Source organism: Vibrio sp. 397, assembly GCF_033339395.1.
GTDB lineage: Bacteria > Pseudomonadota > Gammaproteobacteria > Enterobacterales > Vibrionaceae > Vibrio > Vibrio alginolyticus.
This window is the reverse complement of the sequence record NZ_JAWOUN010000002.1, coordinates 63,519-90,430: the sequence shown is the minus strand read 5'-3', so window position 1 is coordinate 90,430 and position 26,912 is coordinate 63,519. Positions and strand designations below refer to the sequence as shown.

Sequence of the window (26,912 nt, the reverse complement as noted above, 5' to 3'; positions counted from 1 at the left end):
TTGGTTAATAGGGAATACCTAGTCAGCCCTTGGAACTGTTGACCAACAGTAGGTCACAAGGTGGTTGATCAAGTAACGTGTCTACAGTGCTGCCAGACCAAAATTGAGATGACATGCTTCGTTTACATGCCCCCATAATCAAAATCGCTGCTTGTGATTGCTTAACTGCTTTTGGTAACGCCGTTTCAGGGTTTCCTTCCGGTAATAGTAATGGAACTCGCGTTAACTTTTGCGCACTAATAAAATCTGTAATGCCTGCTTTTTGATTGCTTAATATCTCTGCACGATAGCGAGAGAGGTATGGTGCGACGTATCGGCAGTAAACGAGCGTCATTTTCCCGCTTAAGGTTTGTTCTAATTTTGAGCCTCGCGAGACGATGGCTTTATCTACTATCGACTTTTCATCCCCTCGATGAAGTGGGTCGATTGCACAAAGCATGTTGGCGTGAGAAGGCCATGACCGCTCACTCAGTAGCAACAAGTCGCAATCTTGTTGTGCTAGTTCTGTGAGCATCGTTTGAATCTCGTGTTTGTTAAAGTGTCCCACGAGCAGTAAGTCAGTGTGGTCAACAAGTCGTTTCGCAACTTGCTCAACCCAATGGCTCCCTTTGAAATGCTCGTAAGAGAGCGTTGGTGTTTCAAGCTCTTCTTCTTCACAAAGTTCGAAAATTAATGCGTTGAACTTTAAGGTCCAAGCTTCAAACTCAGCTTGTCTTTTTTCTATATGGTCAGAGTTGAAACTGAGAAAATGAGCGAATGCGTGATCTTCACTTCGGCGATGGTCTTCCACTAAAACTACAATAGGCTGAGCCAGCGCTGTCGAAAATTGAATCACTTTACGAAGCACCTTACGACTTGGTAAGGCGGCCTGCTGAGTCAGAAAAAATACAGGTGCCATTGATTACTCCATTATCAAACAAGGCGAATGAGCCTGACACACATTCAAGTCTATACCATGAACTGATGCAGAGGCGTTTTGTTTCTGCGAGCGAAATATAAATTCCGCAATTAAGTCAACTATCGCCTAGAATTTTAACATCAAGAATTCATGCCTTCGGATAGCACATATCGTCAATGTGGCGAATGTGGTAGTGAAAGCTATAGGTAAAAGTAATGATAGATTCCAACCAATTGCAAATTAACCGCAAAGTGCCACATTTGCTTGCTGAGATCATTAAAGCGATAGAATCGACCGAAGACTTGAGCTTTTTGAAAGACTATCAAGAAGCACAGATTGCGAACATTTTGGAATCGGTCAACATTGCTTACCGTAAACGTGTCATAGAAGCAGTGCCGCCTGAGAAGTATTGGACGGTATTAAATTTGCTCCGATACGACACCGCCAAGCACATTCATCAATCACTCAATAAAGACTTACAACATGAACGCTTGGCGTACATAACTGATTCTGAACTGATCATCTTTGCGGACTTTCTACCGACCGAATTTGTAGATGAATACCTTATTGATCAAAGTGAAGAGTCTGTCGCGCATATCCAACAAGCATTGTCGTATGAAGACAACAAAGTTGGACGTTATGCCGAGCCTCACTTTCTGGTCGCAAACCCTAAAAACAGCGTAGGAGGCATCAAAACCGAGCTGCTAAAACGTGGGCAAAGTCCAGTGCGGTTGATTATTGTGCGTGATGCAAGTGGTGTGATTGGTACGATAGAGCCGCAAACCCTGTTGCTGCACGAAAATCATATCAAACTTACCGACTTGACCGTAGTTACGCCAATTCTAGAAGATATTCAAACGATTCAAAGCGTCAGCAAACAAGTCTCGATTGATGGTGGAGCACATTGGTTTCCTATCATGGCTGGTGGCAAAATTATGGGCGTCTTGTCGATGGCGACCATCGCGATTACCTTGCGTGAACTCAGCCTACAAGCTGTAGTGGCAGAAAACGTACGAAGCGAAGAAGATTTGTTTACACCATTAAGCGTGGCTACAAGGCTAAGAGCACTTTGGTTGGTGATTAACTTGCTGACCGCTTTCGTAGCCTCCGCCATCATTGGGCTTTTTGATAATGTGGTCGAGCAAGTCGTTGCGCTTGCTATCTTAATGCCCGTTGTGGCGAGTATGGGCGGCATCGCAGGTAGCCAAACCTTAGCGGTGGCCATTCGGGGTATCGCATTGAACCACTTGCACCAAAGTAACTTGAAGCTATTGGTGAATAAGGAATTAAAAATCGCCACCATTAATGGCTTGATCATGGGATTAGTCATCGCGGGTGTCGTCTACATGGTGTTTGACTCTTGGCCATTGGCGCTTATTATCTGTTGTGCAATTTTCCTCAATAGTTTGGCGGCCGCGGCATCGGGGACGTTGATACCATTCACGTTGAAGAAGTTTAACATTGACCCCGCCGTGGCTGGCTCGGTAGTATTGACGACCGTTACCGATGTCGTCGGTTTCTTTGCGTTCTTAGGCTTAGGTGCCATTTTCTTGATATAGAAAGCCAATTGACGCGTTAACCTAATGATCCAATCTCTTCATTTCTCAACTCAATATTTTGGGCAAGTTTGGTTCGCTCAAAATTCCTCCGTTTTTCATAAACGCTGAACACGCCGTTTAAGCTTTATTTCATCAATATTTTCCACTGCTCATTTCTACCCCAAAACTTTCCACTAACGATCTCGCTTAACGCTGGCGTACCAAATGCCATGCCAATTTCAAACGCCAAATGATGCCAATTTTCTTGGCTGTACACGCATTACTTCACTCAAACAAAAAAATAAGGAAAAGATTTTGAACAAACTCATCGTATTCACTGGTGGCCCCGGTGCAGGAAAAACCTCGGTTATCGAACAACTAAAAACACAAGGCTTTATCTGCGCGCCAGAAACCGGCCGTCAAGTAATACAAACGCAGGTTGCCAATCACGGTTCAGCATTACCTTGGAATGACAAACAAGCTTTTCGAGACGAAATGATGAAGGCAGAAGTGAGTAATTACCGAGCTTTCAATGCCCACCAAGGGGACGTGTTTTTTGATCGCAGTATTGTGGACGTATATGGCTACAGTAAGTTGGAACAACTTCCAATCTCGCATGAGCTCATCACGCATTGCCAGATGCTTCGTTATCATTCTCAAGTATTCATTTTTCCACCTTGGGCATCGATATTCAGCAACGACGAAGAGCGAAAGCAAGATTTTTCTGAAGCGGTGGCTACGTATCAACAGATGGCCAGCGCTTATCACAAATTTGGTTATCAATTGATCGAAGTGCCCAAAATGTCAGTCGAAGACAGAGTAGCGTTTATTCGCGGCTCAATCATCGAATAAGGCTGAAAGATGATTGATGCAAACAAATGCGTAAGGCGATTGTGACCACGACGACAATATGCGTAAAGGGAGTTATTTATACTGGATAAAATTCAATAACTTAATTGAGTGTTATGTCTTTTAAATATCTTACCTTATTGCTCGCAACGACGAGCATGAGCAGCTTTGCTGATGTAGGCCTGCCTTCGGGGGATGATTGGTTAAACCATGTGACGAATGGCCTAGCCCCATATTGGATGATGGAAAGCGCGCATGGACAACCTGCGGGGAATTTTCCGACTTTTCGTTGTGATAACGGTGTCATTCTCGACCCACAAAAGCCGTGTGAAGAATTAAACAAAGGGTGGATTAGCCCGCACTTCGATCGCGAGTACACCCGCATGAAATCGCGCCAAACTTACGCTTATGGCGTACTTTTTCATCTTACGGGTGACAAGCAAGCATTAGAGCTAGCAAAGAAAGGGGCTTATTACCTGATTGATCATCTACAAGATGAGAAAAACGGCGGGTTTGTGAGCTTTACGCGTAGTGGGAAACCGGGGATGGAGTGGCAACAACGAACTTCTCAAGACCAAGCTTACGCCTTAGTGGGTTTGGCGATGTACTACTACTTGACTCAAGATCCAAAGGTCGAACAAGCGCTTATCGACCAGCAAGCGTTTATATTTAAACAATACCGACGAAGCGATGATCGCGGTCTGGCTTGGGTTTTGAAAGACGGTGATGGGGAAAGTGCGAAGCAGCAAGAGCTAGTCGCTCAACTTGACCAAATTAATGGCTACCTGTTGTTAACGGCGCCACTTTTACCAGAACCAGCGCAAGCCAAGTGGAAACAAGATCTGGAGTGGCTGACGCAAGTGATGCTGGATAACTACCACTCCGACAAAGAGCGGCGCTTTTATGGCGCGATACACCACAAAGCGGTAATGATGCCAGATGCGAAACACAATGATTTTGGACACACCATCAAAGCGTATTGGATGACGTATCTCACTGGTCAGTTGTTGGAGAATTCCAATTGGACAGAGTTTGGTTTCAAAGGAATGAAACACACACTTAAACAAGCGCAATACCAGCAAAACTTTGAGCAAGTCAAAGCGCTTTTCTCACCAGAATGGCAGAGTAAATGGACGCAAGAGAGCATTCCTGCTTGGCAATCAAGACCGCACAAGCATTATAGCTCGTCTTGGGAATGGGCAGAGCTCGATCAAGCGGCGATGACAGTTTCCCTTGTTGATGGTTCGATGAAAGAAACGCTTCAATACACGTTACCCACTTTTATGGACGTATGGGTGGATCATCAATATGGAGGAGTCGGTCTGAGTCCTAAATCAACCAAAGCGTTCCATTGGGGAAATGGTTACCACCAGTTTGAACATGCGTTGGTCGGGTATTTGTACGCGCAACAAATGGCAAAACAGCCCGCCAAGCTTTACTACGCGCGACTAGCCGAGAGTAAAATGCCACTTAATCCGTATTACTTTAGCGCAGACGTAAAATCGTTGTCGTCACAAAGTGATGGAGTCACCATCGCGACATTCACCAATATTCGACCTTAGGTTGGTCGATGGTGATGTGTTGGTTAAAGTCCGCGTAAAAGCCAATAAAATCCTCCGACAGCAAGTGCGACTATTAGCTATCTAGGTCTGTCACTAGATAAGCTTCAAGCAGTAATGGTGTAGGTATTGCCCACGGGGCGCTTACAAAAAGCCGTCAGAACCACTGGTTTTGACGGCTTTTTATTCTATGACAGGTAGAGGCTTCAATTTTCAGCGCGATAGATCCATGAAAACTTAAGTGAGATTCCAATCACGTCGCATGATCTCACTAGTGTCATTGGAAATAAATGAATTGTTTCTAATACATAGAACGTATTAACATGGTTGCACTTGGCCCATATGAGTAAATTCATTGAACATACAATTTGAGAGAGGGTTTAGTTGTAAAAATAATAGTTAGTTGGAATCTAGGTTAAATGAAAATAAAACTATTTAAAAAGCTACAAGTTGTATTTCTTGTGGTGTCAGCATCTTTAATGGTGGGGTGTTCGTCTATAGATGCGCATGCTGGTGGCGGATACGGAAAGCCGTTTTCAGGCACCGCGTTATCAGTCGCACGACAACCTTGCTATTTAAGAGCTGATATTACTTCTATCGCGTTATACCCACTATCATTGATTGACATTCCTTTGTCGTTAGCAACGGACGTTGTGTTTCTTCCTGTTGATTTAGTCATGGTAGTTACGCCAACAACGAGTTATGGCGGTGTTGTTTCTCTAGGTTGTCCAAGCGGAAGCATGATCTAAAACGCTTATTTTATTCAAATAAATGGAAAGAAATGAAAGTGGAATTAAAAAATAACTATTCAGAATCAGAAATAAACCAGCCACCATCGGTACTTCTTGTTACGTCTCTGTTGTGTCTGGCGTCCGTTTGTTGGGCTGCATTGCTGTTGGCCATTGAATATATTGTTGGGATAGAAATGAGTGGTACAGGCTTTCTTAGCACGTTAATCCCAGCCATGAGTGTTGGTTATTACTTCGGCTACAAGACTGGAGATGTAATGCCATCAAAAACAAGATGGTATGCTGTTTTACTGTGGACTTTAGCAAGTTTGGTAGTGTTCTCTCTTATCTTAATGTCGTTAGATATTTCTCCGTTTTATTTATTATCTGAGCTCGGTGGGGTAAGTATTTTTATTGCTATCATAATGCTAATAACGATTGGCATCGCCTACTTAATTTTAAAAAGTGGTGAGAAAATGGCGATTAGAGTGTTACTCAAAGCCAAGGAAAGTCAGTAGATAAAATACAACAAACGATTCAATTAGGATCATGACAAGACGCCAGCCATAATGTGCTGGCGTTTTAGTTTCCTGTTTGTAGGATTTTTTGTCTAAAAGGCAAACCCATTGATTGTGTTGTAGTTTGAGTTAATGGTTTATGCCTTGTGCGCAAGATAGCTTAGCAGGTTTATGTATCAAGAAACGTGTGTATAATTCGCCACGAATTACGATTTATAGATATGAAAGGTAAGTATGGCAGTCCTCGAAATTCTCTCCATTCCAGACCCAAGGCTTAAAGTAAAAGCAGAAAAAGTCACTGATGTATCGACAGTACAAACGCTGATAGACGATATGCTAGAAACACTTTACGCAACGGGAAATGGTATCGGTTTAGCTTCAACCCAAGTAGGCAGAAAAGAGGCGGTTGTTGTCATCGATATCTCTGACGAACGCAATGATCCTTTAATCTTGGTTAACCCAGAAGTGGTGAGCGGAGAAAACAAAGCACTTGGTCAAGAAGGGTGCCTATCTGTTCCTGAGTACTACGCAGATGTAGAGCGTTACACGTCAGTTGTTGTTTCTGCACTAGACCGTGATGGCAACCCGATTACAATCGAGAGCGATGAGTTCTTGGCGATTGTGATGCAGCACGAAATTGACCACCTATCGGGTAACTTGTTCATTGATTACCTTTCACCGTTAAAGCAAAAAATGGCGATGAAAAAAGTGAAGAAGTACGTAAAATCGCAAGCTAAGTAATATGAAAGGAAGTAACTCACAACCGCGAGTTACTTCCTTGTAAATCAAGAATAGGACGGTAGGGAGAGCGGTTTATCTCTGCTTTTGGGGGACATAACGCTTTACGACCTTCATAAGCTTCTGAAATGAAGAACAGTCCATATGTGACTCATGAGGGCAGGTGGCAACATGGTTTAGGCTGTCTCGCACCGCTTTCAAACGTTTTATTTGCTCATCAATCTCAAGTGCCTTTTTCGTTAGTAAGTCACGATCGATATATGGCTTTGAAACTTCTGATTGATTCAACATTTCTGCCATTTCGTTTAGCGATATTCCAGCGATACGCCCCAAACTAATTAAATTGAGTGTATTGAGTACCTCTGGTGAATATTGGCGTCTCAATCCATTCCTTCCTATCGAGCGAATTAACCCCAGCTGTTCGTAATACCTGAGCGTTGAAGTCGGCAATCCTGATTTTCTAACCACTTCTGCAATATCCATATTATTCCCCATTGACTTCAAGTTGGCTTTAAGTTGTAGCATGCAACTAAGACCTTAACAAATCAAAAACTTGAGGAGAGAAAAATGCTGCTTTTAATGGGATTGCAAGCGGTGCTAATAGGGATTGGTGCCACTTTGATAATGGATTTATGGGCATGGTTACAAAGGAGAGTGTTTGGTATTCCTTCATTAAACTATGCGTTGGTTGCGCGCTGGGTTTTGTACATGCCCCAAGGAAAGTTTATGCATGCGCCAATTATGGCGTCAGAGGCGATGCCGGGAGAAAAGTCACTGGGCTGGTTTTTTCATTATGCCATCGGCGTTACTTTCGCTTTGGCTCACGTTACTGTTTTTGGTCATCATTGGTTGGTAGAGCCCAGTCTAATGCCCAGCTTAATTACAGGCGTGGTAACGTTGATCTTCCCATTTTTGGTCATTCAACCTTGTCTAGGATTTGGTTTTGCTGCGAGTAAAACCCCAACACCTTGGAAAGCCCGTTTTCTTAGCACATTGGCGCATTTGGGTTATGGTTTGGGTTTATTCATAGCCGGGTTTGCAATCAAAGTTACGAGCCAGTATTTTGCATAGATAACATGAGCATCATGCAAACGAGTGGTTTTTATCTATGATGCTCAACTCTTGGTTGTTTTTTGCGCTTTGATCATAGTTGACCGATATGTCTAAAGTCTGTTGCATTTATCCAAGACGTAAAGTCGGCGGACATTTAACATTGCCTTAACGTCAGAATGGCAAGCGGTTTACCAAGAAAAACTAAAATTATCTGGTTTGACATAAAGAATATTAAGGGTTTCAGATGGCTTCAAAAGTGGCAGGGATATCAATACTGAGTTTATTGGCAGCGCCAGTTGCGATGGGAGAAACAGCCAGTGCTTATGATTTATGTTTGCTAGACAAAATAAAGCAAAGCAAAAGTGAAGAAACCATAAAGAGCATTCGCGCGCAGTGTGAGCTTGACACAGTAACCAGCACAGTGCCCGCTGATCCAGAAATTGAAGAGCCTGAAGAACTTCAGGAAAGTTTGGTCGACAAGCGTTTGGAATCAGAACGAGAAAACGCGTTCGAACCGTTTAGCCTAGTCGCGCATCGCGTTAACTATATTCTTCCGTTTACATACAGTGATCGTGTAAATAAACGCGCGTATGCCGACACCAAATACGGCGATGAACTGCGTAAGGAAGAGGCGGAGTTCCAAATCAGTTTTAAAGTACCAATGAACTATGATGACTTGTTGTTTGATGGCGATGGTCTGTTTTTTGGAATGACTCTTAAATCATTTTGGCAGGTATACACGGGTGCAGCATCTCGTCCATTCCGTGAAACCAATTATCGTCCAGAGCTTTTTTACTACACCCCAACAGACTGGAAACCACTTGATGGTTCGACTTGGTTAGGTTTTGGTATTGAACATGAGTCTAACGGTCAGAGACAGGAGCTATCGCGCAGTTGGAACCGTGTCTATGCCAACTTAACCTTTGCAAAAGACAATTTTGCGGTTTCTATCCAGCCTTGGTGGCGTATACCTGAAGATGAAAAGACATCGCCTAATGATCCCAAAGGTGATGATAACCCGGATATCGAAGACTATATGGGACACTTTGAGCTATCGAGTGCTTACAAGTGGAATGGTTACGAGTTTACCTTTTTAGGTCGCCAGAACTTTCAAACACATAAGGGTTTTGCAGAACTGGGTGTGTCATTTCCGATTTGGGGCAAAGTTCAGGGGTACGCACAATACTCAGCGGGTTATGGTAAGAGCTTGATCGACTATGATCATAATCAGCAGCGGATTGGTGTTGGTATTGCAATCAACGGTGTTTTGTAGTTTTTCGTAGATGGATAGAAATTAACACTGGCAATTGAAATTTCAATATTTAGAATGCGAGGCTGAAATTGATTTCTAACCTAGAGTGATTTTATGCTTCGTGATTACACCTTCGATTGTCTTGTAACTATGCCTCGCCATGAGCTGGAAGAGTTTAGTGCTCGTATGATCAGTAAAATGGTGCCAGAAGACGTGATGAATGAGCTGTTCACTTTTGATCAAGAAGAAGTGGATAGTGAAGACCGCATGTTGTCTGCACGTCTTGATGCAATGCTACGCATGACAGCAATCGCACTGAGTGAAATTCAACAAGCGTTTGATGACTCAGACAACGCAAAGCAAAATAGCGAGCGAATGACGCGATTGGTGCTTTGGCATTTCTACGCGATCTCATTCCGTTTGGAAGAGGCCATCACGCTAGAAACACACTGTGCTCTAGTGGAAAAACTAATCGAAAATGCACCTTCGGATGTTTTTGCGTGGGTAAAAACATTGACGGAGCTGCTGCACACTTACGCTGAAATCAACGCGAAAGAGAATCCTCAAGACTAAACACCTGTCGTTTATCGTTCAGTAAATTAGAAACAAGGCGAGCCATTTGGATCGCCTTGTTTTTTCGCGTCAGATAAACCTTCGGGTTTGAAATACCAAACAAGCCTAGACTCAGATTTGTTCGTTCACTAGCGAACGGCGTGATTCCTTCTTACACTAAATCAAGGTGTTTGTTGCTAAACAAGCAAATGCATGACTAAGTCGTGTATTGTTTTCCACTTAAATGCGGATAATTTATGTCGAAGAACCTTCTGGTTTTTAAATTGGAACCGACTATTGAGCGTGTACGCTTTCCAGCTGAGCTTCATCTATCTAAAGGAAGTGAACGATGGATCCGTTAACGCAAGGTTTATTGGGTGCAGCTTTGCCACTGGCCGTGAGCAACAAGCGAAACCTTGCAGTTGTTGGCGTGTTGGGCGTGGTCTCTGGGATGGCTCCGGATTTAGATGTGCTCATCCGTTCTTCAACTGATCCTTTGCTGTATTTGGAATACCATCGCCAATTTACTCACTCGCTCTTGTTTATCCCGTTTGGTAGTTTCATTTGTGCTTTGGTGTTGCATCCATTGTTCGCAAAAAAGCGAGGACTAAGCTTCCGGCAGAGTTGGTTTTACTGCGCGCTTGGTTATAGTACCCATGCGTTATTAGACGCATGCACCAGTTATGGAACACAGCTTCTATGGCCGATAAGCAACACGCGTTATGCTTGGAACACTATTTCGGTAATCGACCCCGCGTTCACACTCCCTATTTTAATATTGCTTTTGTTTGTTGCACTGAAGCGAAGCCCAAACTATGCCCGCATTGCATTTTTATGGTGCCTGGCTTACCTAAGTCTTGGAACGATACAACGAGATAGAGCAGAAGTAGCTGGTTGGGAAATCGTCAAAGAGCGACAACACAACGCTATACAATTAAAAGCCAAACCAAGTTTCAGCAATCTTTTGGTTTGGAAACTAATTTATGAAACGGAAGAGAGCTACTATGTAGATGCCGTAAGGGTGGGGCGTTCAATAAAAATTTACCCTGGCGAATCAACTCCAAAGTTAAATATAAAAGAGCAATTTCCGTGGCTAAACCCGCAATCGCAACAAGCAAAAGACATCGAACGTTTCCGTTGGTTTTCAAACGGTTTTGTAGCGAAGGATCCGAATAATGAAATGCGAATTGTTGATATGCGTTATTCCATCGTACCAAACCAAATTAATGCGTTATGGGGCATCAATCTATCCCCAAAAGCCAGCGCAGACGCGCACGTTGAATACACTGCTCATCGAGGAAGTACTGCAGAAGATCGCCAAGTTTTTTTCAACATGCTTACGGATTTTGAGTGATGGTTTTACTTTGGATGTCGATGCGGTTTCGTAATAACTATTACGCAGACTGAAAGTCCTTTACTAGGGTCGGCTTGCTAGCGAAGAAAATCTTGCCAAACAGGGACTTGTACTTCCAGCCAAGAGACAAAAGCCGTTTAGCTAAGTTCTTGTTTTCAATGATTGCAACCTCAACACCTTGGTAGTGGTAAGGATTGCTTTTGATGTAGTCGATAAATGCAGTAAGCACGCCTTGCCCGCGAACGGAGGGTGCAAAGTTGACTGCTACAATAGAAAAGCGTTGGCTACCTGCTGGGCAACGGACTAAACAGTGCCCAAGAGGATGAGTAATAGTCTCAGAAAATTCAGGAAAAGGGCGAGACTCAAGCTCTTGAGAAAGCGCATCGTATCGCTGACATAGATAAGAAAATAGTTGTTTCGCTTCGCTGTTCATATCGGTGCCGCTTTTGTGTTGCTTGGTTTGAAGGCATTGATGTCTCAAACATTGTAACCATAGATAGCAACACAAAACGCGGTAAACTTTTTCAGTAATGATTTCCTATTTTTGAAACCTGAATTGTTACAAATGAAGTTGATTGGGTTTTATATGGTAGTTGTGAACGAGTATTTCTAGTTGAAGGGAGAATACGCTGGTTACTGGATTCTTACTGGAATTCCTTTGTTAAAAGGCGAGCTGCTTGGTTTAATGCCGCTCGTTTAACTGCGAGTGGCATCTTTTGTATTTCGTCACCTTGTACAGCGACGATGGGACATGATGTGGGATCTTCTATCCTAGCTCTTCATGGTCTAAATTATCTCATTAACCACTCAGAGCTAGATTCTTAGTCTCGCCAAGGCTCGCTGGACTGACACAAAAACATCGTTAAACTCCTGTTATTAAATTATTTGGTCCGCCTTTGCTTACTTTTGAACGCTTAACTAGGCGTTACTCCAAGTGCTTAAATTGCAATGCCACAAGTCGCTGATACAACTCACAGCTTTGCATTAATGATTGGTGGTTACCGACATCGACTAACTCGCCATTGTCGAGCACCGCAATTTTATCCGCATGTTGGATAGTCGAAAGACGATGAGCAATAATCAGCGTTGTGCGTCCTTTCATTAGAGCTTCAAGTGCTTGTTGAACGTGATGTTCACTTTCACTATCAAGGGCGCTGGTAGCTTCGTCTAGCAGTAAGATTTTTGGATCTTTTAGAATCGCGCGAGCAATCGCAATACGCTGCTTTTGTCCGCCCGATAGCCTAACGCCGCGCTCCCCTAAAAAGCTGTGATAGCCTTCGGGAAGCTTCTCAATAAACTCATGGGCATGGGCTTTTTTCGCGGCTTCGATAACTTGTTCATCCGTCGCTTCAGGATTACCGTAGCGAATATTATGGAAAACATCATGGCTAAACAGCGCTGGTTGTTGTGGTACGAGCGCCATTTGACGTCGAAGCTCGTTTGGGTCGAACTGTCGAATATCTTCACCACCAAACAACACTTGCCCTTGCTGTGGGTCATAAAATCGTTGCAGTAGTTCGAATAGTGTTGTTTTACCTGCACCAGAAGGGCCGACTAACGCCAGTACTTTTCCTTGTTCAGCGGTTAGATTTAATTCTTTGATTGCTGGTTGATTTAGGCGAGAAGGGTAGTTGAAACTCACCGAATTAAAGTTAATCTCAGCAGGCATGTCGGAACGGACAGGCAAATGGTTGCTTGGCGCTTTAATATCACTGTCTACTTGAAGGATCTCAATCAGCCGTTCGGTAGCACCTGCGGCTCTTTGCAATTCACCCATGACTTCGGAAATGGTTGCAGTCGATGAGGCAACCATAATGGCATAAAACACAAATGCGGCTAGGTCACCCGCAGACATTTTTCCGTGAATCACATCGCTGCCGCCTACCCAAAGCATACCTGCAATCGCGCTGAACACAATCACAATAACGCCTGATATCAGGATCGCTCGCTGCTTTACTCTCTGTCTACCTATTTCATAAGCTTTTTCCACCTCGACAGCGAAAGCCGCTCGTTCATGCGACTCTGAGCTAAAACTTTGCACGGTTTTAATATGTTCTATCGCTTCTCCAGCGTAGCTTCCGACATCGGCCATTGAATCCTGACTTTTGCGAGAGAGCGCACGCACGCGTCGTCCATAAAACAAAATTGGTACCAAAACCAAAGGCACAGAAGCAAGCACAATCAGCGTGAGCTTAACGTTAGTGGCAAACAACATTACGATGGCCCCAAAGCACATCAAAGCGCTACGCATCGCCATCGAGAACGATGAACCAATAATGCTTTGCAGCAATGTGGTATCGGTAGTCAGGCGCGACATAATGTCGCCACTACTGTTGGTCTCAAAATAGCTCGGATGCAGCGTAATCACATGGTTAAACACCGCAAGGCGAATATCCGCACTAACGCGCTCACCTACGGAAGAGACAAGGTAAAAGCGAAAGAAAGTCCCAATGGCAATACACAATGTGACACCGACAATAAACTGAATCGCATTGGTAAGCTCTTGCAATGATTGCTGAGCAAAGCCTTGGTCGATAAGTATGCGTACTCCATAGCCAACGGATAACGTCAAACTTGCTGTCGCAACAAGGGCAACCAAGGCCGCCGCAACCCGCCATTTATACGGTGCAATAAAGGTGTTGAGTTTAAGAAGAATGCTGAGATTTTTGTTATTTTTTCTGCTCATGAGTGACTCACAAAGCGTTTTAGGTACCTGGCATAGTAAGCCAGTTTGGTTGGTGAGACCAGCGAACTACCGCTTTCGGATTAGGAAGTTCACTGGGATAACCAATATCGCATGTATATCGAAAATCACTTAAACGTCGAAGAGACTAGAACCAGCTTTTAGTTCGGAGGGGGTTACGCACGGCTTTTGGCGAGTAGCAGGTCGACTTTTCCTTTGGCTGTTTTACTAACTGTTTGCATCAACTGAAAACTTGGTTTTTCGACGCCTGAGTTTTCTATCCCTTCGACCATTAAGAGCCAAAGCTTGGCTGTCATTTGCGCATCGGCTAGTGCACGGTGGAAAACACCGTCGTTGTCGATATTTTTATAGCGAACAAGTTCACCTAGCTTATGTGATGGGGCTTCTTGAATGAGCCGTCTTGCTACCAGTAAGGAGCAAGCAAACTCACCCGAATAACCACAGTTGATTCGTTCAAGCTCTGCATCTAAAAATCGTTTATCGAAGGACGCGTTGTGAGCGATAAGGTTCTCGCCAGCAATGAACTCACTAAATGACGCCATTACCTCTTCGCAGCTTGGTGCCGATCGCAACATATTGTTGGTAATGCCGGTGTAGTTCTCAATAAAAGAACTCACTCTGAAACCGGGATTCATGAGTTGCTGAAAACTATCGACAACCTCGCCATTGACTAACTTTACTGCACCAATTTCTATTGCGCGATCACCTAAAGTAGGAGAGAGACCTGTGGTTTCAAAGTCGAGTACGACCACAGAGTTTGCTTGAGGCATAAAATTTTCCAGCTGAGTAATGTTGCGCAAGAGTATTATCGAAAGCGACAGAAAAAGAAAGGCGAACACAATGGTGAATATCTGTCTATCTTTACTCCACAAAGTCAGTGTTCGTCGTCCACTGTTTATGGACAGGTACGTTCTGGCTTACCCATCGCGGCTTGTGCGGTAGCCTTATATTTCAAATGTTTTTCGGCTTTTCGATTCATTTCAATTAAGCATTAACTTTCGATACAACATACTGATTATAAATTGATTTTATAAATCAACTTCGGCATCATTCACGGCTTGATTTAGAGGGTGAATATCATCACAGCAAAAAATTAGAACAACTTATAATGCGAGGCTAGGGAACGATGGAAACAATAAAAAATCACTATTTAGATATACCTGAAGAAAGAAAATTGCGTATTTTTCGTGAGGAAGATGAAAATTTTTACAGCTTCTGGGAAAGAATGCTTGATGAAAAACAATCTTTTTATCAGCAACCTCTCAAAAGAATGAGTAGCGACGCTTGGTATTCGCTTGATGCATTCTTCACTGCTTCCGAATTCGGACAACATCAGGCCTCGCCAGCTTATATAAAAAGAGCACTCGAGTTACTGAATAACGTGTACTTGCTGGCCAATCATTCAGACCAAGTTGTTGAATTCTCCGTTGGGCACCGACACTTTTCGGAAGTGGGTAACCGTTCTGTTGCAGGAGGAACAATGGATGCATGGTTGGATGAAATCTGTTTAGCGATGGCAGCGAGAGATTGGCGCTGCGTAGAGCTGATGACCATCATGGATGAGTCATTAGTGTCTATAAAGACGCCGTTTAATGTTGCCCTGGTCGAATTCGTTAGCGGTGTATTTGGTAATTCATCAGCGTTGCCTGAGCTATTGCAAACTGTGATGGAGAAATCCTCCCCGCAATACTTAGAGTCAACCAGAGTGCCATATGTCCATTCTTTGTTTATTCCATTTGTGAATGTGTTTGTTGCCATTATCGATGGCGATGAGGAACACTATCAAAAAGCACTAAGAGATGCGTTAGAGGCGCATTACCAGTTCTACATGAATGAAGATGTTCGCTATTCGCCAAAAGGAAATGTTTCTCTGAAACTGACTGGTCTTGCTGCATTGGCATACGATAAGTATGGTTGGACGATTCCAGAAGCCGCATATTTACCGAAATGGCTTGTTTACGGTGAGCATGATCTTCGTTCTGCGTAAATCACTCTTAAGTTAAATCTATGTCCAATCGGAGGTTCAGCATGGAAGCATACGCAGAAAACACATCGCGAAAATGCAGTTTACGCCTCCGTTTTAACAAGTTACATTGTTGAAGCTTTGATTCAAAGGACAGAACAATGAGCGCTCACCTAAAACAGCTTTGTCATACCCATCTCCCTGGCAATAAAGAAGACTCTCCAGCCGAACACTTTGCGAAAATGGCAAAGTGGTGTGAAGAAAACAATGTGAATCATGATGTCTACGGCGAGGGAGAAACGATTCAAGCGTTCGAGCAAAAGGTTGCCGATCTGCTGGGTTACGAGGCAGGGCTTTTTGTTGTAACAGGGACGATGACGCAGCCAACAGTGCTTGAAATTGTCACAAGACAAAAGCGCAATCCTATTGTCGCCATGCACGCATCTAGCCATATTCCGGTGCATGAAAAACAAGGCTATCAGCTTCAACATCGCTTTAGTATTTTGCCAGTAGGGAACCCTTACCAAACATGGAAGCTTGAGGATCTCACTGCGTGGCCGGATGAAATCGCAGCCGTACTTTACGAACTCCCGATGCGTGAAATTGGCGGTCAGCTACCTTCATGGCAAGAACTGGAAGAAATCAAAACGTACTGTGCCGAAAATGACATTCATCTCCACATGGATGGCGCAAGACTTTGGGAAACCGCAGCTTACTATCAGAAAGAATACCGCGAGATCGCCGCTGGTTTTGATACGACCTATGTTTCACTTTACAAAGGCATCAACGGCATGGGTGGATCTATGTTGCTTGGCTCAAAGTCGTTCATTGAACTGGCTTCATTGTGGATGAAGCGGCAAGGTGGCAACCTGTATCACAGAACACCTTATGTGGTGTCTGCGGCAATGCAGTTTGATGAAAGGTTGTCACAAATGCCGGTTCTATTTGAGCGAACAAAACAAATCTACAAGATCATTGAAGAGTTCCCACCTTTGGCGGTAAGACCAACCCAGCCTCAAGCAAACATGTTGCACCTTATCCTGCCATTTAGCTGTGAAGAGTTGAAAGAACTCCAATACACGTTTGCCACGGAAAAGGGCATTTGGTTTGGTAACCCGCAAGTCACGGCACATCCAAATCAATCGATTGTTGAATGGTATGTTGGTGACTACCTGCTCAATCTTGGTGATGACGAATTAAGGTCGTTTTTCAATCAGTTACTCGGTAAGAAGGCATAAACTTATCAATATGCGAGCTTACTAACACGCCATACGTGACACTTCATGTATTCTTAATTGAAGCGAAGAAGAGGATTTATCAATGTCAAAAAGCTCCAAGCTTCACAATGAAGACAAACTGGTTAAGAAGGCACTAGAGATTGGTGGGAAGATGGCGAAGCTACAAGGTTTTGACCTTCCTCAGTCACCACAACCTCTAAGAGTAAAAGCGATTTACCTATTCTTGGTCGATGCAAAACAGATCACGCCATTGCCGGAAAGCAAGCTAGACGGCGCAAGCATCAAACACCGACTGGCAGTATGGATACACAGTGCGTTGCCAGACAACGACCCTCTAAAGTAGAAAACCTCAACAAGTCACACAGGTTGTTAATTAGCAAGGCGAGCCAAATGGTTCGCCTTGTTTGATCTTGGCGAGAGCACCGAGGTCTTTTTGCGTGGCGGTATCATTGATTTACAAAACAGAATCAAAAGGACTAAAGATAAATCCCGAGAAGCGCTACAATGCATGCGTTGCGAGAGTGCAACCAAGAATACTCATTTATAGAAGCCTTGAAGTAACCATACATGTCTAAAGATTTCGAATTCACTACAGAATACACACTCGACAAGCCATTTTTTGCTGAGTGTTATGATCAAACTAGCCAGCCAACGAAGTTCCCACAAGCGTACCTAAAAGGGATGCTGTTTCTTATCTTTGGTGTGGTTTTATTGGAGTTTGAACTGCTACCTAACGGTTACGTCGGTTGGTTCTTTATCGTATTGAGTGTGATTGAAGCGTGCAGCGTTTACTTCAAAAGAACTTGGTGGCTGTGGCGTCAAACCATCAGCTCAAGCCGCGGCAGTAAAGTGGTGTTTGAAGTGAATACAGATGGCGTGCGCTACAAAAGCGGTAAAATCGATCGCAGCCTCGCTTGGAGTGAAATCGACCAACTCGAACAAACCGATTTGGGCTTTATCCTTCACCTTGGTAAACAACGCCAATACATCAGCAAATCTTGCTTAAATGAAGAAGCGATCGCGTTTATGGTAGAGCAGCACGCGGCATCAAAAGCGAGCTAACAAAAAGCGAGTCCGTGGGTTTGCTTTTTTGATCTTAGGGTTTGATGCTTATGGGGTAGCTCTGATTCAGACTCAAAATCTGAACCACTACACTCGGTGTTTCTGGTTGCGTCTTTCCAGTATATGGACTCCTTAAGTGTGCTGCGGAGTTAGTGTGTAAACTGAACCAAAAAAGTGACAATGAGATAGTTTATTGTGAGCCTACAGTGATGACGCCAACTTCTAGAGCATTTTTGCTCGATTACTATGTTCGGCAAAGGTTTGACATTCGTTAGTTTGTTGGGTTTTCCCTAATAAAGTTCATGTGGCCAGTGTTGGACTTATGCGTCTAAAGGTAACTTCTATGCGGAAGAAACTTATTCGATTTGAGGGGGCTATCCATGGAATTGCGATTCGAGCCCCATGGGAGGCGTTCGAAGCTTTAGGTAAAGTAGCCTATGAGAATGGAGTGTACAGCGAGAATCGAACCTACATCATCATCAGCTTGGAAGGGGGCGCAGTTCGGGTTTTGTAAGAGCCATTTCCCATTAAATCTATTTAATGTCAATTGTTTAAGTTACTTTTCCAACAGAAATCCAAAAACAGTTGAAACTGTAAACCTACATTTTGGCTCCTAATCACGAATTTGAAAATAGTGAAAAATTCATTATTTTCAAATTCGTTTTGATAAATCGCGACCCGATTTGGTTAGAAAGTTTCATCTAAAAAGTGCTTAATAAGAATCCCATTTAGCGGCGTTATGTCAATGTCACCAGTTAACTTATGAGGTGACGAGTTCACCTCTAACTAAGCATTCACGTTACTATGCCATTGCAATGGTTAGGTTAACTTAGCAACGATATCGCTTGTTTAGATACTCTGACTAGTCGTCCAATGGTTCTTTCGAAAACCCATCTAATGAATCGGGCGGATAGATCCTCAACGATGGTCCCATAGTGACCGGCAAAAACAAGCATATGGCCTAATAAGCCTTTTAGTTGCTCTTCATTGCGCTTAGATGATTTAGCAACGGCTTCTAGCTTTCTTGAAAGCCAATCATAAAAGGTCAAGCCAGCAATCACGCCTGCTTGAATCGTTACCGTTGACAAAAGAGCCACATCTTTCAAATAGGTGATAAGTGCGCCCTGTATTCTATCGGCCCAATACTCCGAAAAAGAAGCTTGATTTCGTTGCTCATACTTTAGACGGATAGGGGTAAATAAGTGGTCATTCGATTTCCTCTTCAACGCTCCCCAAGAATCCGAGGAAGCAGTGTTTAAGTAACCCGGATTTTTGTTTCTTGCCATCAAATGGGCTGATATGCTTAACCCAGTGCCAGAGTCCAAGCGGTACTCGCCTGTTGAGATTGGAGCATGAATAAATGGCCAAAGCGGTATTTTGGGTACAGGATCAGCACCATGCGTACATCGATAAACACCATCGTTTAGCTTTTCCGATGAGCGTGCGTATGCTTCCAGACCAACTCTAGGAGCGCCAAAGGTGTATAAGGTGGTTCTGAGCTTCATCTCATTACGCACCCAATCAGCGCAAAGTGATGCGAGTGCTCCACCTAAGCTGTGCCCAACGCAATGTATACGTTTTGGTTTAGGATTCATCTGCATAATATACTGCTTCAACTTGGGGCTAAGACTTTGAAAACAATTGTTGAAACCAGCATGAGCGGGCGAACCGTTTGGTGATCCTTTCACCCCTATATTCGCATTTGTGATCCAGTCATTAGCATTTTGTGTTCCTCGAATTGAAATGACAATTTCATTCTCAAATGTAGAACCTTTACCAGTGCCAACCACTGCAAACGCCTCTGAAGTTCTCATCAAGCCAGGGATAACTTTACGCAATACCGGTACATTGGATAAACCCGCTACACCGCCTGTAAAACCATCAAATACATCATCTTCAGAAAAAGAAAAGTGATTTGAAAAACTGTTTTTGCCCGGCATGATAAAACGGCCATTATTTTCATAAGCTTTGTAAGGAATATCCGCTATTTCTGAAGCCATTTTTGGTGTTAACTTTGCCATTACGTGTCCTTATTTAGTAATATTTTTTCAGAAAATCCTTTCAAATCACACCTACTAATAATTTCAAGATCGAGGCCATTCTCAACAAATTTATTTTTAAAAAAGTAACGATATTCGTCCGAATTAATCTCACAACTTAAATCAAGAAGATTATCTGAAATAAATTCATAGGGTTTCACGTCAGAAAAGCGAGCCTCTAGTAAGTAGTATTTTTTGCCATCTACAAAAATGTAAATACCAATGTAGCTAGAGGATTCATGAAGGGCAGGTTCTTTAAACGTCTGATAGTGATATGTAGGTTGGAAATGAAAATAACCATTTTCTGACGTAATTGTCTCGGTGATATAACGGTTTTTAGAAAAAGCCGTGTGTAGATAAACTACCTCGCTAGTAAACGCTTTCCCGTCTAAGTATAAGCGACCAGTGATCTCTGAGCTAAGTATGTATTGAAACTTTTTTAATTTGAAGAAATTAAACATATCTGCGTTACAACCTGTTGAGAGCAATAATATTGTGGCACTCATAAGGGAAACCAGTATTTTAGTCATTTGTTTACCAATATTGTACATAGGTCAACCCATATCCACGCGTGAGACGATACTATGTCCTAATGCTCTCAAGTGCTAGCCTAGGACCGCCCCAATTCTCAAAAATAAGTCATGTCAAAGCTTATATCTAGGCATACTTTAAAAAATAATGTAAATGACATGTCTATTACTTTCATGGGGTAAACATAAGTAGACTCCCTCTGGCAAAAAAATACCGAGCTATTCGTTAAAGTACCTATCCACGTCCATTTCGTAAGCTTGCATACTCATTGTCTCATTCTGAATTCTTATCATGAAGACCAGTTAACAATAGCTACCGCGAAAATGGTTGTTTTTTTATAACCGATAAAACATGGCGCCATCTCAACTTTTTCAGCACCATTGCTATATCACAGCGAAAATACCTCGAGTTCACTATAAAGCTCATCGATGTGCCTGGGCAGGTTGGAGTGGTGTCAAAGATGAGCTTCCGAAAGCGAATGTTACTCTCGACTGGTTCCATATTGTGCAGTTATTACACTGGCTGTTGATGACGCTCGAAAAACAATGACATGCAAAAAGCTCTTCGTTGGGCGGTGTTAAAGGATGCTGAGAGTCCGATGACAGATAGGCAAGTACAAGCTTTAGTTGACTAGAGCCAGTAATAAAAGTCCTAACAACCTTAGAAAAGCACTCAGAGAGAATACTTCAACGTTGGATCTCGACCTATGCTAATACTGAGAATCTTGACTGACCAAAGCACTGAATACTGTGGTCGTGTTGAACAGCATGATTACCAACTCTACCTAGCTATCAATGAAATCTATCAACTCGAACAAACTGATTTGGGCTTTATCCTTCACCTTGGTAAACAACGCCAATACATCAGCAAATCTTGCTTAAGCGAAGAAGTGATCGCGTTTATGGTAGAGCGGCACGCGGCATCAAAAGCGAGCTAACCAACTCACATCAAGCTGGAATGAGCGATCGAAAAAGTAGGTGATATATGATCGAACATTGTAACAAGTATATGGTCGATTCTGAATCAATTGGGTTTGATGTAGAAAGCTAATAAGGTTTAGAGGTTTCTCTTTCGGACGTACTGCTTCGGTGTCATGCGCGCAATCTGCTTACACTCTCTAGTCATGTGTGCTTGATCGGAAAAACCTTGCTCCAGCGCCAACTCCGATAAAGTAAGATCGGGTTGCGCTCGGAGTTGCTCTAAAGTGTGCTTCACTCGTTTAATGCGTTGGTAATGTTTAGGAGTAATCCCCAACCATTTCTGAAAATTGCGCTCTCTCTGGCGCTGACTGATGGTCCCTGTAGGTTGGTCAATAATGTGGCCGACATACTGCGGTTCATATTCCTCAATCAGTGTTTGAACCCAGCGATATAACGTAGAAATCCTTGCATATGGCGAACGCGCTGTTTGCAGAGACTCAAATGTTGCTAGTGCAGAAGAAGCCAAAGGGTGGTCGTCTTGAATCCGCAATAGCTGTTCTAGACGTTTACCAAATAGTTGATAACCAACAGCAGGATGAAAGCGTACGCCAGTCATCACCGCGCCTGGCGGTAGGCAGACCTGATGTGCCAGAATGCTTATAGGCAGTAGGACAACCCCCGGCGTCTGCCACTCACCATCCATTTGTACTTCATTCTGTAAAATGAATACCACACCTGTACCAGCATCACTGAGTAATTGTTTACGTACGGTTTGCGTCGTATCAGGTTTGACGGATGCTGACCAAATGGCTTGAACATAGCCAGCTAATGCCTTTTGAGGTTTTAAAATATCAAATTCTAAGTTCAAATGAATCATCCTATTTAACCTCAACTTAAATGAGAAAGTGATACACATGTACTTTTCATCCTATTAAGTTGAGGTATAAGCAGTGGCTTACAAGTAAGAACCGTCAAATAGAATTATCGAGGTTTATAGACTCCAACCTTTGGCTTAAATGCCTTAACTATTCGGTTCCAACTATTGATCGCGTTGATCGCAATTGTTAGGTTGACCATAGCTTCTTCTCCGAAGGTATTCAAGGTCAGCTGATAGGTATCATCATCTACTGGTAGGCCAGCAGTTAGTAATTCAGCCCAGCCTAGTGCAACGTGTTCTGCAGCGCTGTAGAATGGCATATCTTTCCATGCACTAAGCCCCCATATGCGTTCCGGCTTTTCACCTAACTTAAGCGCATCTTTACTATGCATGTCGATACAAAATGCACATTGATTGATTTGCGATATGCGTAACTTAACCAGTTCCCATATGATCATGTTCATAGTTTCTGATTGGCTAAATTGTTCATGGAAGTAAGCTTCCTGAGCGTATAGGATTTCTATTGCTTTTGGCGCTACTTCAATATAGTTGAGTCGTTTTTTCATGGTCATTCTCCTCTGTTTTTTACATAGTAAAAAACGCTCTTAGCAAAAGATTGAAGATTTTCGACATGCACTCAATAAAGTTAGATAAAAGAGTGAACGACGAAAGCGAAAAGTGTACCTATTGGAAACCAAGAAAACTTATGCCAATTAACAAAGTATTGCTCTAAATAATGCGACTTAAGGTTGGCGTCTATTTTTACTCCACCACCTTCCGTAAACGAGCAAAAGGTGCTGAGTTACCTATATACACACCAGCCGCAACGATAAAGACGCCTAAAACATTTTCCCATTGAGCCTGCTCACCAGAAATGAACGAAATCAGTAGAGTGAATACCGGCATAATATTAAATAATGGAGACATCTTATCTGGACCAAGAACGATAGCGCCTTTCATCCAAAAGTAATAAGCAATCAAAGTTCCAAACAGGCTCATGTAAGCTATTAATGCTAGGTCTTTAAATGTTATGGCATTTAAGCTACGGCTAAAGTCGCCGTGGTACATCGCTATAGCGACCATTTGAATGGCACCAATACTTAACACCCAACGTAACTGCTGAGTTACTGGGATATGAGATGTTAAACGCTTCGCTAGAATTGTGTATAAACACCCACTAATTAAAGCAAATAACATGTATAGATCACCAATATTACTATTGCTGCTAATAGAATGAATATTTCCTCCTGTAATGACGATTACCACTCCACAAAAACTGATTAGTGCACCTAAAATAGTTTTAACCGAAATGGAAGTCTTGAGAATAAAGCCCGACAACAAGATAGTGACAAGTGGTAGGTTTGCCTGAACAACCGCTGCGTTAACTGGGGTAGTAAATCTCATTGCAGAGAAAATAGAGAAGTTTTGGATAGTTACACCCACGGTTGCTATAACAAACAACGACAACATACTTTTTCGTGTGAGTTTGGTTCCATATGGAGAGCGTTTAGTACCTCTTATCAGCAAGAGTATTAAAGCTGCAACGGAAAATCGTAACGTCGCTGAATCCAAAGGAGAGACATCGCTATTAATAGCCTTTATTACGTTAAAGTTACTAGACCAAAAAAAGATAGCGACAACAACACCGCACCAAATTGATAAATGCTTAGACATAGATCTTCCTGATAAAAATTAACTTGACGCGATAATGCTATATATTTCATATTTGATTTTTAATAGCCAAATTTAAGAGGGTTAATCCCAAATATGGAACGTCACTCTTTGGATGACCTTTTGTTATTCGTTTCTGTTGCTCGCTATCAAAGCCTAACACAAGCATCTGAGCGTCTTAATGTCCCGTTAGCCACGCTAAGCCGGAAGTTAAAAAGGCTGGAAACAAACTTAAATTGCAGACTATTTAACCGCAGTGCACACCACTTTGCGTTAACAACTGATGGCGAAAAATATTATCAACTCTGTGAGCCGTTACTTCTTAGCTTAAATAATGTGACATCGAGAATTGCGACTGAGCGTCAGTCTTTAAGTGGAACGATCAAAATATCAGCGCCAATTAACATGACACAGATGTGGTTAAAGCGGTGCGTTTATGAATTTGCAGAGCAACATCCGAAGATATGTATCGATTTAGATGTACAGAATGAAAAAATCAATCTTGTATCTAACCGTGTCGATGTTAGTTTTCGTCTTGGTGATCTTATTGAACAAGACTGGATTGCTCAGAAATTATGGTCGATTCCATTTGCGCTTTGTGCATCACGAAGCTATTTAGAACAACACCAACCGATTACCCATCCAGAACAACTTGTTCATCATCGCCTAATTACGGTAAACAACGACAGCCAATGGAAATTAGTTAATCAAATCACCAATGAAACATTTGATCATCCGCTAAAGTTTCAATTCACTTCAAATGATGTACTACTAGTTAGAGACGCCGTCATCCATGGTTTAGGAATTGCTTGGATTCCAACCTATTACTTTCATGAGCTAAATCATGATCAACATAACCTGCTGCCTTTGTTGCCAGAATGGCAATGCTCGGGTAAAGAAGTATTCATTATGTATCGAGACCGCGATAAAAGGCCTGCAAGAGTTGATGCATTTATTGAACATGTCTTAAATTGGAAAAATCGCATTCAAATGTTTGCTTGAAAGAGGTTTATCACATTGTGCTGTGCCGGTAACCTCAATTGAAGCTTCATGACTCTGCTTCAATTGAGTTCATTTATTTAACCTCTAAAAGAATCATGAATACATAGGCAGTTAATGGGATTCGAGTTTACAAGTGATTCGGTCAGCTAAAACTCAAGCTAAGTAGAAAGTATTTGCAGTTGTATTTGCCTCTGAAAATCGTTTAGAGCTTTCTCATCCGCGAGGTTCTATAAGAAATTATTAAGGATATATTTGTGTGTGATTTCGTGAAAAAAATTATTGTAGGTTTACTTTTCAGTGCTTCGTCTTTTGCTTCCTTAAGTCAATATGTTCCAGCAATGAATGATAAGAACGGTTATGTAGAACCATTTCAGATGTTTGATAATGTCTATTATGTAGGAGACAAGTGGGTCTCATCATATGCCATTGCTACAGACGACGGACTTGTTATCATTGATACGCTTGACTTCCCTTACTCTGAGTGGATACCTATCAACCTAGAGAAGCTAGGGCTAAAAGATAAGCCAATAACGCACATATTGGTAACTCATGGGCATTCTGACCACGTTGGGGGCGCCCAGTTACTTCAAGAGAAGTATGGTTCCAAAGTCGTGATGACCAAAAGCGCTCATGAACTATCTATACAGCAATCAAACAAAAGCGAAGGTGAGAACAAGTTCTTTCCTCCAAATTTAGACATAGAGATAAAAAGCGATAGCTCTATGGCTATTGGTGGACATGAGTTTAAGTTCTATCTCACACCTGGCCACACGGAAGGTGATTATTCCTTAGACTTCACTGTTGAAGATAATGGCGAACAATATCGTGCTTTTATCGTTGGTGGGCATAGCGTAAGTAGCAATGATCCAGAAGTTATTGGCCAGTTCCTGACTAGCATGGAGAAAATTAGAAAAATTTCACTACAGGCACCTATTGTGAACGTTAACCTTTCGAACCATCCACATAAAAATTTCCTTTTTGAAAATAGGAAGAAGCTCGGCACAAGCGGTAACCCGTTTATCAGTGAGGCAAACTTCTTCATGTTCCTTAAGCAACAAGAAGATTTAGCTAAGGGAAAACTAGAAGAACTATAATACCGTGGTATACGAGCAGCCTTCGTTATTAGGTTAGAGATTTGCTCTTGAGTTATAGCTAAGGCTTTAATAAGTTGCTCAATCAAGGTTCTAGTGACAAAGGCGCTGTGCGTAAACATTCGTATTGCGTGCCTTAAACATATGCAAGGCGTTACGTGCTTTCTAGAAAAGTCTCAAAATAGCGTACAATTAGCGTTTTGACACAGCGAAAATCATCATGGCCAAAACTGTTCAGCAGCAAATCGGAAACATTGCTCTAGTCGTTGAAAATTACGACGATGCTATCGAATTCTATACTCAAAAACTTCAATTCACTCTGGTTGAAGATACCAACCTAGGTGGTGGTAAACGCTGGGTTCAAGTTTCTCCTCCAAACTCCAATGGTACAAACCTACTTTTAGCTCAAGCGAGTACCCCGGAGCAAACGCATGCAGTAGGAAATCAAACAGGTGGTCGTGTTTTCCTGTTTCTGCAAACTAATGATTTTTGGCGTGACTACGAGTTGATGAAGAAAAATGGTGTTGTATTTAATGAAGAGCCTCGTGTGGAAGAATACGGGACAGTGGTGGTGTTCCAAGATCTCTATGGTAATAAATGGGACTTACTGCAACTGAACTAGAAACTACATAGCACCTGTATAACATAGTGTTCATGAGGAGTTTCCAACAAGCTTTTAAGGCCTGAGATATTAGTGCTAATTCAAAGGTTCTCAGAAGTCACTGTATTTCTAAATCACTTTTGTGCAAACAATAACTAGCCATCATTCCTTCTC

Annotated in this window: 29 protein-coding genes and 1 pseudogene; 20 read left to right on the top strand and 10 right to left on the bottom strand. The window is 42.5% G+C overall.

Annotated elements, in window-relative coordinates; all coding sequences use genetic code 11:
- Window positions 1–22: 22 nt before the first annotated feature.
- On the bottom strand, window positions 23–898 hold the full coding sequence (locus R7P36_RS03515; RefSeq protein WP_318099296.1) for a universal stress protein: 876 nt from the start codon (window positions 896–898) through the stop codon (window positions 23–25).
- Between the two features lie 215 nt (window positions 899–1,113).
- On the opposite strand from R7P36_RS03515, the gene R7P36_RS03510 reads away from it, so the two are divergent.
- From R7P36_RS03510 to def, 6 genes are all read left to right on the top strand, one after another.
- On the top strand, window positions 1,114–2,457 hold the full coding sequence (locus R7P36_RS03510) for a magnesium transporter (RefSeq protein ID WP_033906508.1): 1,344 nt from the start codon (window positions 1,114–1,116) through the stop codon (window positions 2,455–2,457).
- Between the two features lie 294 nt (window positions 2,458–2,751).
- Window positions 2,752–3,288 (top strand): AAA family ATPase, encoded by a 537-nt coding sequence (locus R7P36_RS03505; protein WP_149192057.1) that lies wholly within the window; start codon window positions 2,752–2,754, stop codon window positions 3,286–3,288.
- Window positions 3,289–3,401: 113 nt separating this feature from the next.
- Window positions 3,402–4,847: an AGE family epimerase/isomerase gene (locus tag R7P36_RS03500; protein ID WP_213899961.1), complete on the top strand. Its 1,446-nt coding sequence runs from the start codon at window positions 3,402–3,404 to the stop codon at window positions 4,845–4,847.
- A 416-nt stretch (window positions 4,848–5,263) separates the two neighbouring features.
- Window positions 5,264–5,593 (top strand): YceK/YidQ family lipoprotein, encoded by a 330-nt coding sequence (locus R7P36_RS03495; protein ID WP_017820979.1) that lies wholly within the window; start codon window positions 5,264–5,266, stop codon window positions 5,591–5,593.
- A gap of 32 nt (window positions 5,594–5,625) precedes the next feature.
- Window positions 5,626–6,090 carry an ABZJ_00895 family protein gene (locus R7P36_RS03490; protein WP_017635325.1) on the top strand — a complete coding sequence of 155 codons (465 nt, stop codon included), beginning with the start codon at window positions 5,626–5,628 and terminating at the stop codon, window positions 6,088–6,090.
- Window positions 6,091–6,324: 234 nt separating this feature from the next.
- Window positions 6,325–6,831 (top strand): peptide deformylase, encoded by a 507-nt coding sequence (gene def / locus R7P36_RS03485; RefSeq protein ID WP_005388756.1) that lies wholly within the window; start codon window positions 6,325–6,327, stop codon window positions 6,829–6,831.
- 72 nt (window positions 6,832–6,903) lie between these two features.
- Here def and R7P36_RS03480 read toward each other — a convergent pair whose 3' ends face one another.
- Complete coding sequence (locus R7P36_RS03480) at window positions 6,904–7,311, bottom strand: helix-turn-helix domain-containing protein (protein WP_031778925.1); 408 nt, start codon at window positions 7,309–7,311, stop codon at window positions 6,904–6,906.
- An 84-nt stretch (window positions 7,312–7,395) separates the two neighbouring features.
- On the opposite strand from R7P36_RS03480, the gene R7P36_RS03475 reads away from it, so the two are divergent.
- The 4 genes from R7P36_RS03475 to R7P36_RS03460 all read left to right on the top strand — a co-directional run bounded on the left by R7P36_RS03475 (window position 7,396) and on the right by R7P36_RS03460 (window position 11,039).
- Window positions 7,396–7,899, top strand: coding sequence for a DUF2938 domain-containing protein (locus R7P36_RS03475; RefSeq protein ID WP_047101474.1), 504 nt, complete (start codon window positions 7,396–7,398; stop codon window positions 7,897–7,899).
- A 226-nt stretch (window positions 7,900–8,125) separates the two neighbouring features.
- On the top strand, window positions 8,126–9,154 hold the full coding sequence (locus R7P36_RS03470) for a phospholipase A (RefSeq protein WP_213899962.1): 1,029 nt from the start codon (window positions 8,126–8,128) through the stop codon (window positions 9,152–9,154).
- A gap of 93 nt (window positions 9,155–9,247) precedes the next feature.
- Entirely contained in the window at window positions 9,248–9,706 is a 459-nt protein-coding gene (locus tag R7P36_RS03465; RefSeq protein WP_005388759.1) for a hypothetical protein, read from the top strand.
- A gap of 328 nt (window positions 9,707–10,034) precedes the next feature.
- Window positions 10,035–11,039, top strand: coding sequence for a metal-dependent hydrolase (locus R7P36_RS03460; protein WP_213899963.1), 1,005 nt, complete (start codon window positions 10,035–10,037; stop codon window positions 11,037–11,039).
- A gap of 40 nt (window positions 11,040–11,079) precedes the next feature.
- Here the strand turns inward: R7P36_RS03460 and R7P36_RS03455 are convergent, their stop codons facing one another.
- From R7P36_RS03455 to R7P36_RS03445, 3 genes are all read right to left on the bottom strand, one after another.
- A complete protein-coding gene (locus R7P36_RS03455) occupies window positions 11,080–11,472 on the bottom strand; it encodes a hypothetical protein (RefSeq protein ID WP_005376463.1) in 393 nt (130 codons plus the stop codon).
- A gap of 492 nt (window positions 11,473–11,964) precedes the next feature.
- The gene (locus R7P36_RS03450) at window positions 11,965–13,725 is read right to left on the bottom strand and encodes an ABC transporter ATP-binding protein/permease (protein ID WP_154204331.1); all 1,761 of its coding nucleotides are present in this window, start codon (window positions 13,723–13,725) and stop codon (window positions 11,965–11,967) included.
- 173 nt (window positions 13,726–13,898) lie between these two features.
- Complete coding sequence (locus R7P36_RS03445) at window positions 13,899–14,513, bottom strand: PolC-type DNA polymerase III (protein WP_005376459.1); 615 nt, start codon at window positions 14,511–14,513, stop codon at window positions 13,899–13,901.
- Window positions 14,514–14,869: 356 nt separating this feature from the next.
- Between R7P36_RS03445 and R7P36_RS03440 the strand changes: the two genes are divergently transcribed.
- The 5 genes from R7P36_RS03440 to R7P36_RS03420 all read left to right on the top strand — a co-directional run bounded on the left by R7P36_RS03440 (window position 14,870) and on the right by R7P36_RS03420 (window position 18,520).
- Window positions 14,870–15,730: an immunity 49 family protein gene (locus R7P36_RS03440; RefSeq protein WP_213899964.1), complete on the top strand. Its 861-nt coding sequence runs from the start codon at window positions 14,870–14,872 to the stop codon at window positions 15,728–15,730.
- Window positions 15,731–15,867: 137 nt separating this feature from the next.
- A complete protein-coding gene (locus R7P36_RS03435; protein ID WP_213899965.1) occupies window positions 15,868–16,944 on the top strand; it encodes a threonine aldolase family protein in 1,077 nt (358 codons plus the stop codon).
- A gap of 82 nt (window positions 16,945–17,026) precedes the next feature.
- Window positions 17,027–17,287 (top strand): DUF5062 family protein, encoded by a 261-nt coding sequence (locus R7P36_RS03430; RefSeq protein WP_005376453.1) that lies wholly within the window; start codon window positions 17,027–17,029, stop codon window positions 17,285–17,287.
- A 224-nt stretch (window positions 17,288–17,511) separates the two neighbouring features.
- Complete coding sequence (locus R7P36_RS03425) at window positions 17,512–18,006, top strand: YcxB family protein (RefSeq protein WP_213899966.1); 495 nt, start codon at window positions 17,512–17,514, stop codon at window positions 18,004–18,006.
- Between the two features lie 343 nt (window positions 18,007–18,349).
- Window positions 18,350–18,520: a hypothetical protein gene (locus R7P36_RS03420; protein ID WP_162564176.1), complete on the top strand. Its 171-nt coding sequence runs from the start codon at window positions 18,350–18,352 to the stop codon at window positions 18,518–18,520.
- A 310-nt stretch (window positions 18,521–18,830) separates the two neighbouring features.
- Here the strand turns inward: R7P36_RS03420 and R7P36_RS03415 are convergent, their stop codons facing one another.
- Window positions 18,831–20,027: a lipase family protein gene (locus R7P36_RS03415; RefSeq protein ID WP_318122011.1), complete on the bottom strand. Its 1,197-nt coding sequence runs from the start codon at window positions 20,025–20,027 to the stop codon at window positions 18,831–18,833.
- A complete protein-coding gene (locus R7P36_RS03410; protein ID WP_033906564.1) occupies window positions 20,027–20,575 on the bottom strand; it encodes a DUF6795 domain-containing protein in 549 nt (182 codons plus the stop codon). The genes R7P36_RS03415 and R7P36_RS03410 overlap by 1 nt, the downstream gene beginning before the upstream one ends.
- A gap of 352 nt (window positions 20,576–20,927) precedes the next feature.
- Between R7P36_RS03410 and R7P36_RS24785 the strand changes: the two genes are divergently transcribed.
- Window positions 20,928–21,125: a transposase gene (locus R7P36_RS24785; protein WP_033906523.1), complete on the top strand. Its 198-nt coding sequence runs from the start codon at window positions 20,928–20,930 to the stop codon at window positions 21,123–21,125.
- Window positions 21,126–21,360: 235 nt separating this feature from the next.
- Window positions 21,361–21,513: pseudogene (locus R7P36_RS03405) on the top strand (YcxB family protein); the annotation flags it as partial.
- Between the two features lie 119 nt (window positions 21,514–21,632).
- Here R7P36_RS03405 and R7P36_RS03400 read toward each other — a convergent pair.
- From R7P36_RS03400 to R7P36_RS03390, 3 genes are all read right to left on the bottom strand, one after another.
- Window positions 21,633–22,373 carry a helix-turn-helix domain-containing protein gene (locus R7P36_RS03400; RefSeq protein WP_170960428.1) on the bottom strand — a complete coding sequence of 247 codons (741 nt, stop codon included), beginning with the start codon at window positions 22,371–22,373 and terminating at the stop codon, window positions 21,633–21,635.
- Between the two features lie 104 nt (window positions 22,374–22,477).
- The gene (locus tag R7P36_RS03395) at window positions 22,478–22,939 is read right to left on the bottom strand and encodes a carboxymuconolactone decarboxylase family protein (protein ID WP_213899967.1); all 462 of its coding nucleotides are present in this window, start codon (window positions 22,937–22,939) and stop codon (window positions 22,478–22,480) included.
- 196 nt (window positions 22,940–23,135) lie between these two features.
- The gene (locus tag R7P36_RS03390) at window positions 23,136–24,047 is read right to left on the bottom strand and encodes a DMT family transporter (protein ID WP_213899968.1); all 912 of its coding nucleotides are present in this window, start codon (window positions 24,045–24,047) and stop codon (window positions 23,136–23,138) included.
- Window positions 24,048–24,155: 108 nt separating this feature from the next.
- Here R7P36_RS03390 and R7P36_RS03385 point away from each other — a divergent pair, with 108 nt between their 5' ends.
- The 3 genes from R7P36_RS03385 (at window position 24,156) to R7P36_RS03375 (ending at window position 26,759) form a co-directional block, all read left to right on the top strand.
- Complete coding sequence (locus R7P36_RS03385; protein WP_230849480.1) at window positions 24,156–25,046, top strand: LysR family transcriptional regulator; 891 nt, start codon at window positions 24,156–24,158, stop codon at window positions 25,044–25,046.
- A gap of 266 nt (window positions 25,047–25,312) precedes the next feature.
- On the top strand, window positions 25,313–26,140 hold the full coding sequence (locus R7P36_RS03380; RefSeq protein ID WP_238762565.1) for an MBL fold metallo-hydrolase: 828 nt from the start codon (window positions 25,313–25,315) through the stop codon (window positions 26,138–26,140).
- A 217-nt stretch (window positions 26,141–26,357) separates the two neighbouring features.
- Window positions 26,358–26,759 (top strand): VOC family protein, encoded by a 402-nt coding sequence (locus R7P36_RS03375; RefSeq protein ID WP_005388788.1) that lies wholly within the window; start codon window positions 26,358–26,360, stop codon window positions 26,757–26,759.
- Window positions 26,760–26,912: the final 153 nt, after the last annotated feature.